General features: G+C 48.4%; 12 protein-coding genes. 4 read left to right on the top strand and 8 right to left on the bottom strand.

Annotated features, from left to right (window positions below; translation table 11 throughout):
• Nucleotides 1-73: 73 nt before the first annotated feature.
• From ACN0T0_RS09725 to glaH, 5 genes are all read right to left on the bottom strand, one after another.
• Nucleotides 74-646 (bottom strand): hypothetical protein, encoded by a 573-nt coding sequence (locus tag ACN0T0_RS09725; protein ID WP_417225520.1) that lies wholly within the window; start codon nt 644-646, stop codon nt 74-76.
• Between the two features lie 260 nt (nt 647-906).
• Nucleotides 907-2,364, bottom strand: a complete 1,458-nt coding sequence (locus ACN0T0_RS09720) for a diguanylate cyclase (RefSeq protein ID WP_417225518.1) — start codon at nt 2,362-2,364, stop codon at nt 907-909.
• Nucleotides 2,365-2,676: 312 nt separating this feature from the next.
• Nucleotides 2,677-3,324: a class I SAM-dependent methyltransferase gene (locus ACN0T0_RS09715; RefSeq protein ID WP_417225516.1), complete on the bottom strand. Its 648-nt coding sequence runs from the start codon at nt 3,322-3,324 to the stop codon at nt 2,677-2,679.
• A 178-nt stretch (nt 3,325-3,502) separates the two neighbouring features.
• On the bottom strand, nt 3,503-4,711 hold the full coding sequence (gene lhgO, locus ACN0T0_RS09710; protein ID WP_417225514.1) for an L-2-hydroxyglutarate oxidase: 1,209 nt from the start codon (nt 4,709-4,711) through the stop codon (nt 3,503-3,505).
• A 113-nt stretch (nt 4,712-4,824) separates the two neighbouring features.
• Nucleotides 4,825-5,775, bottom strand: a complete 951-nt coding sequence (gene glaH, locus ACN0T0_RS09705; RefSeq protein WP_417225513.1) for a glutarate dioxygenase GlaH — start codon at nt 5,773-5,775, stop codon at nt 4,825-4,827.
• Between the two features lie 344 nt (nt 5,776-6,119).
• On the opposite strand from glaH, the gene csiR reads away from it, so the two are divergent.
• Nucleotides 6,120-6,821: a DNA-binding transcriptional regulator CsiR gene (csiR, locus tag ACN0T0_RS09700; protein WP_417225511.1), complete on the top strand. Its 702-nt coding sequence runs from the start codon at nt 6,120-6,122 to the stop codon at nt 6,819-6,821.
• Between the two features lie 22 nt (nt 6,822-6,843).
• Here csiR and ACN0T0_RS09695 read toward each other — a convergent pair whose 3' ends face one another.
• Nucleotides 6,844-7,413, bottom strand: a complete 570-nt coding sequence (locus ACN0T0_RS09695; protein WP_417225509.1) for an NnrU family protein — start codon at nt 7,411-7,413, stop codon at nt 6,844-6,846.
• Nucleotides 7,414-7,671: 258 nt separating this feature from the next.
• On the opposite strand from ACN0T0_RS09695, the gene ACN0T0_RS09690 reads away from it, so the two are divergent.
• The 3 genes from ACN0T0_RS09690 (at nt 7,672) to ACN0T0_RS09680 (ending at nt 13,525) form a co-directional block, all read left to right on the top strand.
• Nucleotides 7,672-9,570: a PhoX family protein gene (locus ACN0T0_RS09690; RefSeq protein WP_417225507.1), complete on the top strand. Its 1,899-nt coding sequence runs from the start codon at nt 7,672-7,674 to the stop codon at nt 9,568-9,570.
• Nucleotides 9,571-9,863: 293 nt separating this feature from the next.
• Complete coding sequence (locus ACN0T0_RS09685) at nt 9,864-11,819, top strand: diguanylate cyclase domain-containing protein (protein ID WP_417225505.1); 1,956 nt, start codon at nt 9,864-9,866, stop codon at nt 11,817-11,819.
• A gap of 374 nt (nt 11,820-12,193) precedes the next feature.
• On the top strand, nt 12,194-13,525 hold the full coding sequence (locus ACN0T0_RS09680; RefSeq protein ID WP_417225503.1) for a Na+/H+ antiporter NhaC family protein: 1,332 nt from the start codon (nt 12,194-12,196) through the stop codon (nt 13,523-13,525).
• Between the two features lie 126 nt (nt 13,526-13,651).
• On the opposite strand, the gene ACN0T0_RS09675 is transcribed toward ACN0T0_RS09680, so the two are convergent.
• Both ACN0T0_RS09675 and ACN0T0_RS09670 read right to left on the bottom strand, forming a co-directional pair.
• Nucleotides 13,652-15,097 (bottom strand): amidase, encoded by a 1,446-nt coding sequence (locus ACN0T0_RS09675; protein ID WP_417225501.1) that lies wholly within the window; start codon nt 15,095-15,097, stop codon nt 13,652-13,654.
• The gene (locus ACN0T0_RS09670; RefSeq protein ID WP_417225499.1) at nt 15,063-16,334 is read right to left on the bottom strand and encodes a Zn-dependent hydrolase; all 1,272 of its coding nucleotides are present in this window, start codon (nt 16,332-16,334) and stop codon (nt 15,063-15,065) included. Before ACN0T0_RS09670 ends, ACN0T0_RS09675 begins: the two co-directional genes overlap by 35 nt.
• Between the last annotated feature and the right edge of the window lie 6 nt (nt 16,335-16,340).

Genomic DNA, 16,340 nt, shown 5'->3' with positions numbered 1-16,340 from the left:
GGCGAGCATCCCGGTTGTCCGCCCCTAAGCAACGGACTCAATGCCCTCTAGCCAGCGAGTTTCTCGCTAAGGGCTAACCCTTAGCGTCAGTGGTGATAATAAATTCATTATCATTCGGAACTGAGTATTCTTCACACTGGGTGGCGGCCGATGCATATTGATCCTGTGAAATATCGACCCAGTAAGCATCACCGAACCAGTTAAACAGATAACGCTTATCAACAAACTGTGAATAGTGATGCCCTACGATATACTTCGGCTCTTCTGATGCGATATCAGCCTCTGGCTCAGATTGCCGTTGATCATATAAAGCATTTCGTCTTTTCTCCATAAAATGCAAATAAAGATGCTCATCACATAGCAATAGGTGCTTAGGTTCCGCACCTCTTTTCGACCAAATAGCCTGTTCAGGCTTCAACTCAATGGCATATGTAAAGACATCGGATACTTTATAGATATGGCCAGTCACAACGCCTTTTTCGACTTCGTTCTGATCCATTTTTTCAACCATCAAGACATGTTCGCTATCTAGTTGAACACTCTTATTGCTAACTGCCGTGGCAGTAACAGACCGATCACAACCGGCCAACATCATGCAGAATAATGGCACAATACCTAAAGCGATTTTTTTATTGAATATAACCACAGATAACAACGCCTTTTATATTCATGAGTAGTGAGTGTTAACCTTGAGCCCTATGCTGTGACCCAGATTCAATCGGCTATTGCCGGTTTTCTTGCTGAGCTTGCAGCGCTCCGTTTTACTACCCAACGCCGTAACGTTCAACAACCGCGAACTCGCTGCTTAATTGCAGGTTTGATGGTCCACTATCCGACGATAATAAACTAGGGTCAAGCGACTAAGTGGGCAAACAATCCTCATGAACACCCGTTAATGGTGGCCTTTTAACCCACCTCTACACGATTTCGCCCCTGCTCTTTGGCACGATAAAGCGCTTTATCCACTCGAGCGATAAGCGTATCAGCAGATTCATCGGGTTGATGAACAGCAACCCCGAGACTGGCATTAAGCTCTCTTTTTTCAGGGAATTCATGCGCTGCAATCCGTTGCCTTAACTGTTCGGCCAATGTCTCACCCCCCTGCCGATCCGTGTCGGGGCAGATAACCAAAAACTCTTCCCCGCCCCAACGGCCAACAATATCACTCTGGCGTATGGCGCCGGTTAACAGTGCCGCAAACTCCTTCAATAACTCATCACCAACTAGGTGACCAAAACGGTCATTCACCCGCTTAAAGTTATCGATATCCAATAAGATAATCGAGAATTCACGTTGGGTTCGTTTAGAGCGTTTAATGGCATAGGAAAGATCTTCATCCAACTTCAGGCGATTATAGATGCCGGTCAGTGCATCGGTAATGGACTGCCGTTTAAACATCCTGTTTTGATCTTCAAGTTGAATCTGCGCATCATGCAGCTCATTGAGCGTATCGCGAATCTTTCGGTTCGCTTGGGCTAGATGACGATTCCAATATAACGAGACGATGAGCACTGTTCCCAGCACCAGCAAGGTCAACCATAACAGGGTGTAATCAGTGACCTTCTCAATGGTAATCGCTATCCACTTATCACGAATACTCTGCCCCTCTTTTGGATCGATGTGCAGCACCGCTTTTTCAAATGCGCTGGCCAGTAACGGTTCATCATTGCGAGTAGCAACCGATAGCTCATATCGCAATGGCAGACTGCCGGTCACCGCCAGTTTATTCAGGTTAAGGGATTGTATGGCGAAGGCTACCGCGCCCTGTGCGCCGATATAGCCAAAGACTTCGCCTTGATACACCAATTCCATCGCTTCGATATTATTTTTCACCTCAACCAAGACAACACTGGGGTAACGCTGTTTGAGTTTATCAATGGCAATATCCCCCTTGATCACCGCAAACTGGGTGCCGGCCCCCTCAAGGCTTTCTTCGACAAAAATACGGTCATAACGGGTGACAACCGCTAACGGCAGATAAAAATAGGGCGTCGTGAAATCGAGAAAGGTTCTGCGCTTATCGCTGGCATTGATCTGCGACACCACATCACACTCGCGACGCTTAGCCTTACTGATTAAGTCGTTCCAATCTTGTACCTTGGGCACCACCATCTTGACGCCCAACATATTGGCGAAGATATCAAAGTAATCTTTCGATAACCCAGCGTGCTGACCATCCTCAGCGACCCCATCAAAGGGCAGTCGGTCAGGATCAACACAGACGCTTAATACTTTTTTAGCACTTAAATAGTCTCGTTCAGCTTGGGTGAGCCCAATATCAACGGCGGGCTGGGCAATGACAGGATTGATGGCAAGGAGAAGACAGCCGATCAGTAGGATAAAAAACAACTTCAGAACAGCCATTTGCTGGCTCATGTTTATATACAAGGCTTGTCCTCTGTCTTGTATTTCAAAATTGGTATGTGCGCCATAGCGAGTTTAGCGACCTCATCAGCATGGATGGAGTCCCTGATGTCATAATAGCTTAGACGCGACGGCATCACCTCATCTAATGCTCGATTCTAAACAGCCTTTGAGCATAAGCCACACAGATAACCGGGCAGTCAGGAGTAGAATACGCTGGACGATAGATAGCAGATTGCGATTAGCTAAGCTTATCTATCGGCACGGCAATGTCGTTACAAACAGCGATCACAAAAACGACACGCGGCGACTTCAGCGAGAATAGCTGAGAATAACGCCCTTAAACGGATTTTCCATAAAATCGGGCTGGGCGGGACGATCGATTGATAGTGTGAAGCCGGCTTCTTCCATCGCTTTACTAAAACGGGCATGCCGTCCACGGCCGGGATCGACCAGTATCACCTCACCTTCAGGGTTGCTGTGCTGACAGATAAAGTCAGCCAACTGTTTCACATGCTCATCTTCATAGAGAAGATCACTACCGATAATGAGATCAAACTTCCCCAAATCAGTCTCTGGATCAGCCCAGCCGGTGCGGACAAACGGCACCCGAGGGTCATTATTGAGATCGGTATTGCACTGCATAAAACCTTCGGCACGGGGATGGTAGTCGGTGGCGGTGATATCCGCATGGAGATGATTCAACAGAATACTGGTTAGGCCGATGCCACAACCGACTTCGAGGATACGTTTATCTTTAAAATCAGTGTGATACAGATGATGGGCCAGCACCTGACCCGATGGCCAGACAATACCAAATAAAGGCCAAGTGGCGGATGAGATGCCTAAGGCTTCAGCCTCGCCAGCATCATCTTCAAATTCCTGATTACTGCGAAGACTTCGCAGGTGAATATCAACTTTATCAAACTCATGGGTTTCGTAACGAACGCGTACTGGCATAGAGACTCCTGCTAAATTAGGTAAATAGCAGATGGCTTGAAATACAACAGTGACGTCACAAGGAATATGCTTTGAACGGTCAGATTACAGTAGATCTAGCTAAATAGCGAATGGCGACACTAGCAAAAAAACGCACCCTAAGGTGCGTTTTATAGAGAAATATTAAGGCGTTAAACGATTAGTTAGTCTGTTCAACAACCTTATCGCAGATATAGTTACCAATGGGTATCGCTGACGTAGCCGCTGGCGATGGTGCATTGCACACATGCAATGAACGCGGACTTTCAGCGAACAAAAAGTCATGCACTAGTGAACCATCATTCATTACTGCCTGCGCACGAATCCCTGCCGGATAAGGCTGCAGATCTTCAACTTTCAATTGCGGGCAGTACTTCTGCACCAGCTTCAAATAGCCCGGCTTCCACAACGAATTTTTAGTCTCAACAATACCGGTGCCAATATTGGCCTTCAGCACTCGCCAAAAACCGGGAAAAGTCACCATATCCCAGATATCCCGCAAGCTAATATTGATTTTGCCATAGCCTTCTCGCTTCCAACCTTGCACCGCATTTGGGCCAACGGTAACCGAGCCATCAATCATGCGAGTCAGATGTACACCAAGGAACGGCAGTTCGGGGTCAGGGATCGGATAGATCAGATGGTTAACGATACTGTTATATTTGCTGGGTAACTTATAGTATTCACCGCGAAACGGGATAATCTGAAAGTCAGTTTTAATACCCAACATTTTGGTGGTGCGATCGGCCATCAAGCCGGAACAGGTAATCAAAAATTTACCTTTAAAGCGAACCTTCTCTCCCTGATGCAACGCTTCGACCATCACCTCATCAGCAGTTTCCTGCAAACCAATGACCTGGTGATTGAGGCGGGCATCGCCCCCCATCTCAACAAAGCGTTCGGCCATTTTAGTGGTCACTTGCTGATAATTAACGATGGCAGTGTCTTTCACCAGCATACCACCAACACCAACAATGTTCGGCTCACGGGCTTTCAACTGCGCGGCATCAAGCAACTCAACATCGATGCCATTATCATGACAACGCTGATACAGCGCCTGCATCCGTTCAGCTTCTAGGGCATTGGTGGCCACCAGTAATTTGCCGCACTGGTTATAGGGTACATCGTTGTCATCGCAAAACTGCATCGTAGCCGCCACACCCGCTTTACAAAACTGAGCTTTAAGGCTGCCCGGCGCATAATAAACCCCGGCATGAATAACGCCGCTGTTATGCCCTGTTTGGTGCTTTGAATACACGGATTCTTTTTCCAGCAGCAAAATGTTGGCCTCTGGAAAGCGTTGCTTTAACTGCCAACCGGTGGACATACCGACGATGCCTCCGCCGATGATGATGTAATCGTATGTCATGGTTATCACCCGAAACCTTGAATCATTTGAACGCTTAAAAAAACGTGGTTAATAGCAAAAGCAAACGGCGGAGACGCTTAAACGACTCCGCCGATAGCAGTTATGCTGCCACTTTACTTAGTAAAATGGCCACGCTGACGTAGCAGTTCACGGCTAAGCTGAGGATGAGCAACAAACTTGTCCCGCCCGTGTAACCAGCAATGGTTTTGCGCGACCAGCATAGTACCAACCGGTAAACGCACACGGAAGAAGTTTTCATCGGCTTCCAGTGACGCACCCATCTCATAGAGGTAGAGACCTTCCGCCATATTCTGTGGCTCAGCGAACTGATCGATAAACAGCATATGCGGTTTACCATTTTTGTCTTCTTCAAAGAACACCGGATGCTCAACCTTTGATTCTACATTTTTAGACCGAGGTGCGCCCCAGACAATGTCCTGTTTCGCCAGTGGATGATGGTAAAACTTATCTAACTCAGCCCAATCATCGACGTGCAGTAACAGTGAATCACCCCCTTCCATATGGGCTTCACCCAGCTTTTGCATCAACACGTAATCGGTGCGCTCATTTACATAGGTGCCATCATTGTGCAACTCCATGCGACGATGTGCCTGACGCAGGTAGCTGTCAGAATTATCATCATTCAACACGGTAAAGCGCGCATAGTATTTGCCATACATTGCATCGTGGTTTGACAAGCCGATTAGGTGAGACACAGCGGTCGACAGTTTAATGTCAAACTCTGTGCGCAATTCACCTTCGGTGGCAGCGGGCTGTCCTTCGTATTGAAGTAAAAATGCTCCGGTGTTGCGATCTTGCATGGTCGCATTAAGAAACTTACCCAGCGTGTAGTCAGTCAACGCATCCAGTTTATCGGCCACCGCATAACGCAGGAAAGGCTTATATTCCAACGCCTGTACAGGCCACTCACTGATCGCTTGATCAAAGGCAGTGACGGTTTCTGCCGTCAGTGTTACAACCTGCAAGCGCTTATTGGCAGCATAAGGGGCAACAGAAAAACCATTGGGTTGTGTCACTTCTACTTCACGCAACAGAGCAGTCATTTTTTCTCTCCAAACTGTAATCGTTCTGGTTATCGAACGTGTTTTACCGACCTCTTCACTTCGTGTAGCTGTCGCACCGATGATTACTCGGTAACGGGCAAACCCACGCACAAAGAGCTCTTTAAAATATTTTTGTTTTCATGGCAGATAGTTAACCTTTGTGTTGATCTGCATCACTGCCAACATCGACGCAACGCAATAATGTCGATGTTTTTACATATCGTCAACAATAATTTTAAATGTTTGTCTTAACTATTAAATGTCGCTAACTTAAAATAGCCGGTACAAATATGGCCCTGATAGCAACAATCCTTTTAAAAACAGACAATAAGACCCTAGCAATCATGATAAACAGCAGCGCAGCAACAACTGACAAGGGCGATAACTCTGCCCTAAAAGTGGTAGGTGATCTGAAACAGGATATTCTCACAGGCTATTTTCAACCCGGTGAAAAGCTCAAAATGAACCGTCTAAAAGAGCGCTATCAGGTCGGCGTGAGTCCGCTGCGCGAAGCCCTTTCGCAGCTATTGATCGAACAGTTGGTGGTGGTTGAAAATCAGCGAGGCTTTAAAGTGCACCCCGTATCCCGCGAAGAGATGTTAGATATCTACGCGACGCGGGCCGAAATTGAAGCCCTCTGTATTGGCTTAGCCGTAGAGAAAGGTGACGATGAATGGGAAGCCGGTATCCTTGCGGCGGCTCATACTATGCATAAGTTTGGTGATATGGTCGAAAAAGACCCTCAGGAGTGGGAGCGGCGTCACCAAGCGTTTCATACCGCCATCGCTAAGGGGTGTAATTCACCCACCTTACTGCAGGTGCGCCGAGCGCTATATGAAAAGGCATCCCGTTATCGCAACCTCTGGCTGAAGAAAAACATGGCCAATAGTCTCGTCTTTGATGCGAACCAAAAAGAACATCAACAACTGATCGATGCCTTGTTAAAAGGTAATGCAGATGCGGCTCGAGACCTGATTAAACAACACTTACTCAGCCCAAGCCGCGCGCTGGAAAAAACCCCAGGGCTCGACGCCCTCTCGGGTTAATTCCCATCGTTTAATGGCGCGCTCAACTGAACGGAGCCACACCGATTAACCATTTATGGGCCCACAGTACAGTAACGCCATAAAGCGCCAAACCTGCCACCACCAAAACCACATCATTGATCCAAGATTCCGGCACCGTGGATAATGAGCGAGCCTTACGTTTTTTCAGTGAGATACGATCAATCACCGCCCATGCTAAGAAACTGCCAAACAAAATCAGATCTGCCAAGGTGCCGTTAACCAATAGATGTGACAGTGCCCACAATTTGACCGCCACCAACTGGGGATGACCCAAGACACGCTGTATGCGTCCGGGAAAATACGGCGCTAACGCAAAGACAAACACCGGTAGTAACAAAAGTGCCGCAAGATGGCGCATCCAGCCGGGGCTTACATAAATCAGTTGAGGGTCTAACCGGGCCGCGGCATAGCCGCTAACAATCAACCACAAACCCAACACAGAAATCGCTATATAAGCTAGCTTCCAACCCATATCACTGATAGCCACCGCCCTATCTCGCAGTGGCTCAGCGACAATCGATATTGAATGAATCCCCAAAAATAGAATCAAACCTAAGATTAACACCAGCATTGTTTATTCCTTACACTTAAGTCCTTAAAAATAAGTTCTAAAACAGACGCATAAACGATGCGTACCGTTAATACCGTAGCTAACCACAAAAGTATGGCCGATGACTACCGCAGCGCAGCATTCACTCCATCACCTGTCCAGCATGTCATCTACTTGTTACTTTTTAGTCATCTAATATTCATATTTCAAGTCTAGTCTTGGTGCGATAAATGACTCCACTCACCTTCGTTATCAAGATAGTTTTTAGGAACATTGAGCATGAAAAAAGATCTTCTGCAGGCCGATTCAGCGTTGCATACCGAACTAGACTCCGACTTCAGTAAAATAATCGATGCCGGTATGAGCCGCCGCCGCTTTATGCAGGGCGGTGCAACGGCAATGGGTCTCTTTCTAGCGGCTAACCCGCTGAGCCAAGCGGTTGCGGCAACCACACAGCCTGAAAGCAAGCTACTGGGCTTTAAAAAAGTACCGACCAGCACTGCAGATACCTTTATCGTGCCTGAAGGTTATGTTGCCAAACCACTGATCTCTTGGGGTGACCCTATTCTTCAAGGCGCACCCGCGTTTGACGAGGGTGGCATGCAGCCTGCCAGCGCTCAGGCGGGCCAGTTCGGTGATAACACCGATGGCATGAGCTACTTCCCGCTGTCTGAAGATCGCGGCTTGCTGGCCGTTAACAATGAATACACTAACTACAAGTTGCTGTTTAACCATCGTGGCGATGCCATGACCGCCGATGATGTTAAAAAAGCCCAGGCCGCCGTAGGTATCTCTATATTTGAGATCCAGCGCACCGCCAAAGGTTGGGAATACAGCAAAACATCCACTTACAACCGCCGTATCACTGCGAATACTGAAATGCATTTAACCGGCCCAGCGGCAGGTCATGCGTTAGTCAAAACCAAGGCCGACACCACGGGCACTAAGGTACTAGGCACCTTTAACAACTGTTCAAATGGCGAAACCCCATGGGGCACTTACCTTACCTGTGAAGAAAACTTTAACGGCTTCTTTGCTAAACCCGGCGGTGAGTTAAATACCCATGAAAAACGTTACGGCCTAAAAGACGACAGTAAATACCAGTGGTTTAAATTCGATAGCCGTTTCGATATGACCCAAGAGCCAAATGAACCTAACCGCCACGGCTGGGTGGTTGAGATCGACCCAATGGATCCGACGTCGACTCCGCTCAAACGTACTGCCCTAGGTCGCTTTAAGCATGAAAATGCCGCCGTTATCGTCGCCGATAATGGTCATGTAGTGATCTATCTGGGTGATGATGAACGGGGGGAACACCTGTACAAATTTGTCACTAAAAACAAATATAACCCAGCCGATAAAGCGGCTAACCGCCACTTACTCGATGAAGGGACTCTCTACGTGTCCCGTTTCAACGCCCAACCCGGTGAAGTCAGTGGTAGCGGCGAGTGGATCGAATTAACCCATGGCAAAAACGGCCTAACCGCTGAAAATGGCTTTAACAGCCAAGCAGAGGTGGTTATCTTTGCCCGTGAAGCGGCGACTGTTGTCGGCGCGACCACCATGGACCGCCCAGAGTGGGTAGCAGTCAACCATAAAACCAAAACCGTATGCTGTACCCTGACCAACAATAAGTACCGTGGCAAAAAAGACAATCAGCCGATTGGTGGCCCAAATCCACGTGCCAATAACAAGTATGGTCAGATCGTGCGTTGGAACGAAGCCGGCGCTAACAACGCCGCAACAAGCTTCAAATGGGATCTATTCTTGGTGGCAGGTAATCCAACGGTACACAAAGATTTCTATGCCGGCTCCGCTAATATCAACGATGAGAACATGTTCAACAGCCCCGATGGCTTAGGTTTTGATAACGACGGTCGTCTCTGGATCCTAACCGATGGCAAATACTCCAATGAGGGAGATTTTGCCGGCATGGGGAACAATCAGATGCTCTGTGCCGATCCAAAAACCGGTGAAGTACGCCGCTTTGCAACCGGGCCAATCGCCTGCGAAATCACCGGCCTGACCTTCTCGCCTGATCAACGTACGGTCTTTGTCGGCGTTCAACACCCCGGAGAAGCGGATAAACCGTCCCATTTCCCTGCGGGCGGTAACAGCAAACCTCGTTCGACCATTATGGCGATTCAGCGTCAAGATGGCGGCATTATCGGCGCCTAAGCCGATGCCCAACAGGTTCTGATAACAGAGCCTATTAGTGATTAGTCTAATTTTACCTAAAGCCCTCCCAAAGTGGGGGGCTTTTTACATTTAAAGTCCCTCTCACCAACTCGGTCTACTGTCAGGCTTGCAGAACCTCTGTTAAAATGAAGCTACCTACTTAATAGGTTCACCACGACTTCATTCACCTGAATAGTCATTAGGCTGTCACTTGCTAAGCTATTCATTTGCTAACGCAGAGATAAGGCCAACCTATACACATGCTATCCCGCCTTTTTCTTATGGTTATCCTAATGGCTGCAGAAATGCTGACCATGAAGGCCATGCAAACACTGGAGATTCCGCTCAGTTTTTTTTGGCTGGAAATATTTCTCGATGCCAGTCTAACCGCCTTAATCACCATCTTCACCATGCGCTTCATGCTCAAAACAAAACGCTTTATCGCGCGGGAAGATCTCAGCAATGAATCACTCCTGCTGCGCACCGCCATTATCGCATTTACAGTGGCAACCGTACTCGCACTGGTTCTGCCATTACTAAAGTTATCCTCATCAGGTGTAACGACGCTTATCGCCTGCGGCCTGTCTTTTTCCCTTTTAACCACCTTGCTAATCCATTATCTATTACTCAAAGGTGGAACAATCGGACAACTCAACCATCGTTCATTGATCGAGAAAGTCCTCGCCTTACGGGGATTTCTGCTACTGACTTACCTCGCATCACTGAGCCTGTTTCTCTTGTTGTTGCTCAATATTTATCAGCAAGAGCATAAGACCCATATCGCCGAGGCGATTGCGCAAGAGCAGCAACAGTTAAAGCTGATCAGAAATGGACTCCACGAACATATTTCCAAAGCGGCCTCCGATACGCGAATGCTGGCGTTACAGGATAATTTACAATACCTATTAAAGGGCGAGATCGACGCCGCTAGTCGGTTAGCCCGAGATTATCTTAGCCTAGCCACGATCAAGCCCGCTTATGAACAGATCCGTTATATTGACGCTAAAGGCATTGAGGTCATCCGGGTAGATCAATCGAGCCTCGGCCCGGTGGTCACCCCGCCAGACGCAATGCAAGATAAGCATCAACGCTATTATTTTGCCGACTCATTTAAGCTTTCAGCCGGTCAGGTCTACGTTTCAAAAATGGATCTTAATATCGAAAATGGCCGCATTGAACTGCCGTTTAAACCGATTGTGCGTATCGCTACCCCGGTATTTGATCAACAAGGTAACAAGCAAGGCATTGTCATCATTAACTTGAACAGCACGGCCCTGTTCACTCAATTAAAACGGGAAGCGAGTAGTATTGCCGGCGAGCTGATGCTGCTTAACGAAAATGGTTACTGGTTGTTTGGTCGTGAACGTGAAGCAGCCTGGGCCTTTATGTTTCCACGCTATGAAGACCGAACCATTGATAAATACTATCCTGGGGTTTGGTCGCGTATTAAAGCCAATCAACAGGGTTTTTTCCCCTCGAACTATGGCTACTTTATCTTTGACACCATCTCCACGGATCTAACAAAAGTCATTAATAGTAAACCGATGGAGGTAAGCCATTGGCCTAAATGGAAGCTGATCTCACTGGCCAGCTCCGAAGACTTTTACGCCTCCTACCGTAACCTACTCCCACCGTTGGTGATGTTCTTTATTCTTACCTCCACCATTACCGGTATTGGCACCCTGCTATATTTCCGTATACAGCGAAAACACCTCACTGCTCAACAAGAGATTCAGCACCTTGCCCACTACGATCAGCTAACCGGTCTGTATAACCGTAACCTGTTTCTTGAAGTATTAGAGTTACAACTAGCACAGGCCCGACGCTCCAAAGCGCCTCTAGCACTTATCTATATGGACCTCGACCACTTCAAGCCCATCAACGACCAGTATGGTCATCAAGCGGGTGATTATGTTCTGCAGCAGGTGGCTGGCCGGATGCGTGAAATACTCCGCGAAACCGATACCATTGCACGCCTCGGTGGAGATGAATTTGCCGCCATACTGCCATCACACGGCACCCGGCGACAACTATCAATCATCGCACAACGGGTGATCGACTCGATGGGCCAACCCATCATCTTTAATGATCAAGTAATCACTGTCGGCATCAGTATTGGTATCGCTATTCACTTTAAAGGCCAACCATTGGAAGCGCTCCTGCATGAAGCAGATTTAGCGATGTATGAAGCTAAACGCAGCAAAATCAATAGCTTCAAATATGCGGATGAGCTAGAAATCATCTCATAATCACTGGGCAGCACGCCGGTCTTAGCCTGTTTGCAGATAGCCTCGGCCACCTTCATTTATTTCAATTGGTTATCAATAACATGCTTCTTATAACCAAAATCAAGACCATATAGTAAATCAATATTAGAACTGCGCCTGCGAATAGGTATAATCCCGGCTTAAATTAGTGAGGTTACCTAGCGTAATGCTCACTATCCATTTATCAACCTGCATTCCAAAAGAGTGGCAGGTTTTTTTATTGCTAATTCTGTTTATCTGCAGAATATAATCAACAACCACATCCAGTGACCTTAGTGTACCGGTAGATGACTACCGCTTCCCCTATGGCTCTGTTGCGGTTGTAGCAAATATGTTTCTTTACCCTGGAGCCTGAAATGAGAGCCAACCCGCTCGCGCTACTACCTCTGTTACTCTTTCTCGCCCTGTTTATTGGCAGTGGCGTTTACTATCAAGCCGCTAATGTAGATTATGCCTTCTATCAGATCTCAGCTCCCGTAGCGATCCTGCCCGCTATTGTGCTGGCATTACTGTTAGGAAGCGGCGAACTGAACCAACGGCTCGATACCTTTATTAAAGGTGTGGGTGACAGCAATATCATTACCATGTGCCTGATCTACTTGCTCGCTGGCGCCTTTGCCAGTGTCGCTAAAGCGGTAGGTGGTGTCGATGCAACGGTCAACTTTGGCCTGAGTTTTATCCCAGCACAATTTGTGCTGCCCGGTCTATTTATCATCACCGCCTTTATTGCCACCGCGATGGGTACCTCAATGGGCACCATTGCCGCTATGGCGCCTATTGCCGTCGGTCTAACAGAAGTCAGCGATCTATCAGTACCGCTGTGCATTGGTGCCGTTGTTGGCGGTGCGATGTTTGGTGACAACCTGTCGATTATCTCAGACACCACCATTGCCGCCACCCGCTCACAAGGCTGCAACATGCGCGATAAATTCCGCATGAACTTTAAAATCGCCCTGCCCGCAGCACTCATCACCCTCGTATGGCTTTATTTACAGGGCACCGATGCCAATATTACTCAGGACACCGACTATCAGTTGCTGAAAGTATTACCCTATCTGGTTGTGCTCACCATGGCACTGACCGGCTTCAATGTCTTCTTAGTCTTGTTTAGCGGTATTCTGCTGGCAGGCGCCATCGGCTTAAGCGGACCCGACAGCTACTCGATTGCACAGTTTTCTAAGGATATCTATGCCGGCTATACCGGCATGCAGGAGATCATGATTCTGTCGATGTTGATCGGTGGTTTAGGTGCTTTAATGAAAGCCCAAGGTGGCCTCGAATTTCTGGCCCGTCAGATCGAGCGTCTCACTTCCAAAGGCGATAGCGCTGCCGCCAGCCCTCGGGCCGGCGAAGTGGCTATTAGCGCAGCGGTAGCCCTGACAAACGTCTGTACCGCCAATAACACCGTCTCAATTATTATCTGTGGCGGTTTAGCAAGAGACATTGCCGAGCGTCAACATGTCGACCCGCGTCGCAGTGCTTGCTTGATGGATATATTCTCCTGTACGGTGCAAGGATTATTACCCTATGGAGCCCAGGTACTATTGGCCGGTTCGATTGCAGGGATATCACCTCTGATTGTCATTGCGAATATCCAATACACCTGGCTATTGGGTGTGATTGCACTGGGAACCATTATCTTTGGCAGCTACGCCGCTAAGCCGCGTGCACAGCTAGCGGAATACTAACGCTCAGCCCCTATGAAAGCAGGTCTAAAAGACTCGATGGCCTAGCCTCGCCATCGCTTAACGGCTAGGTTTAAGCACAAAAAAAGGGGATCACATTATTAATGTGATCCCCTTTTTACGTTTAGATCACGCCACGATCGGCGTACTCAGACGGTCAGTTTTACACGCCTCCATAAACTGCTTAGCGACGGCGAGCAAACGTGCATCATCACCTCGAGCGGCTACCAGCTGTAAACCAACCGGTAACCCTTTAACAAAGCCGCAGGGAACCGTAGCAGCCGGCTGCTGGGTCAAATTAAATGGATAAGAAAATGGCGTCCATTCCATCCACTCTGTCTGGCTATCATCCACTGTATTTTGTCCCGCAGCAAAAGCCGTAATCGGTAACGTTGGCGTCAACAGGAGGTCATAGCGCCGATGAAACTGGTTCATCATCATTCCTAGCTCGGCTCGAGCATCGACGGCTTTCATATAGCTAACAATGTCAATGTTACGACCCTGCTCACCTATATTGCGAAAGCCTAGATCAAGCAGTTCCCGCTGCTCTTCACTAAAACTTTCAACGACTTTTCCGGCACCGGCAAACCAGAGCGTTGAAAAGATCTCCGCCGGATCCGTAAACCCGGGATCAACCTCTTCAACATTTGCGCCCAAATCAACCAACAACTTGATGGCCTGATCAACTTTCAGCTGTACTTCTGGATCAACATCCACGTATCCGAGCGTTGGGCTGTAAGCGATTGTAAGCTTGCTAAAATCAATACTTGGCGACTCACTCCAGCGGCCACTATAGATACGATCAGAATACCAATCACGATCATCAGGGCGGGCAACGGCATCCATCATCAACAAACTATCGTCAACCGTACGAGTCATCGGACCAAGATGAGACAGCGTGGTCATTGCACTAGCAGGCCATTGCGGGATAAAACCAAAGGTTGGCTTGATCCCAAACACACCACAAAAACCGCCGGGGATACGAATAGAGCCACCCGCGTCACTTCCTTGGTGCAATACCCCCATATTCAGAGCGGCGGCAGCGGCAGCACCGCCAGATGAACCACCTGCGGTCAACCCAGTATTCCAAGGGTTACGGGTGATACCGGTTAAACGATTATCGGTAACGCCTTTCCAGCCAAATTCAGGGGTACAGGTCTTACCCAGAATAACCGCACCCGCTTCAAGCATCCGATCAGTAAATGGCGCATTATCAGTCACCGGTTCCGCTGAACTGATCAATGATCCGCTACGATTTGGCATGCCCGCTACCCGGGTCAAATCTTTAATTGATGAGGGTACGCCATCAATTGGGCTTTGCGGGTTACCCGCCATCCACCGCTGTTCTGACGCTTTGGCAGCATTTAGCGCTCTTTCAGCATCCACATAACAATAGGCATTTACCTGCTCATTACAGGCCTCTATCCGGGCCAGTGCTGCCTCAGTCGCCGCCACAGGTGAAAGCTCTTTACTGCGATATAACCGACTAAGCGTGGTTGCATCAAGATCCGCAATATCCGTCGCTTTGCTTATATCCATCTCAATTGGCCCGCCCAGCACTTGCCAATAAGGCATTTAATAATACCGAGGCTCCCGCCGCTAAATCTTTAGCGTCGGCACGCTCCATCTCATTGTGACTGATGCCACCTTCGCAAGGCACAAAGATCATCCCAGCAGGTGCAATTTCTGCCATAAAAATAGCATCGTGTCCTGCACCGCTAACAATATCTAGGTGGCTATAACCCAGCGCTTCAGTCGCATGACGAACCGCATCAACGCACTCAGGCGCAAACGCCAGCGGCGGAAAATCAGCGGTCGGTGTGAGCACTGTTGTCACGCCAAACTGCTGCTCTATCCGCAAAATTTCTGCCTTCAGTTCCAGCACCATCGTTTCCAGAATATCAGCTTCGAGATGGCGTAGATCAACGGTTAGGTCAACCTGCCCCGGAATAACATTTCTTGATCCAGGAAACAGCTCTAAGCAGCCAACGGTTCCGCGCCCGTGTGGTTCATATTTCAACGCCAATTGATTAACAAAAACCATCACATGGGCCGCAGCCAAACCGGCATCATGACGCAATTTCATAGGCGTAGGGCCCGCATGCGCTTCAACCCCGGTAATACGTAAATCAAACCATTTTTGTCCCAGTGCACCTATGACAACCCCAACGGTTTTATCTTCATCCTCTAGCACTGGCCCCTGTTCGATATGAGCTTCGTAATACGCCGCAGCCTGATGGCCGGTAACCGACCGCTCTCCGGCAAAACCGATGCTTTGGAGTGCCTCGTCGACAGAAACACCATCGCTATCACAGGTCGCTAACGTATCTTCCAGCGTAAACTGACCGGTAAAAACGCCAGACCCCATCATACAAGGTGGAAAACGTGAGCCCTCTTCATTAGTCCAAACGACCACTTCGATCGGTGCCATCGTTTCAATATTCAGATCATTCAGACGCCGAATCGCTTCAAGGCCGGACATCACCCCAAAACACCCATCAAACTTACCACCGGTTGGCTGTGTATCAATATGACTTCCGGTCATCACGGGCGGCAAGCTATTATCGCGTCCCGCTCTACGCGCAAAAATATTACCTATTTGATCAATGCTGACGTCACAACCCGCGTCAGTACACCATTGAATAAAAAGCTCTCGCACCTGGCGGTCAAGGTCCGTCAATGCCAACCGGTTCAAGCCGCCTTTAGCGGTCTCCCCGATTTTGCCCTGCTCCATTAGACTCGCCCAGAGCCGATCTTGATCGACTCTTAATACATTAGAAGCCAACATCTCGTTACTCATTTTATTCATCATTCATTA

This window comes from Amphritea sp., assembly GCF_048266285.1.
Classification (GTDB): domain Bacteria; phylum Pseudomonadota; class Gammaproteobacteria; order Pseudomonadales; family Balneatricaceae; genus Amphritea.
Note: the sequence above shows the minus strand (reverse complement) of the source record. Positions and strands in the feature narration are given on the sequence as shown.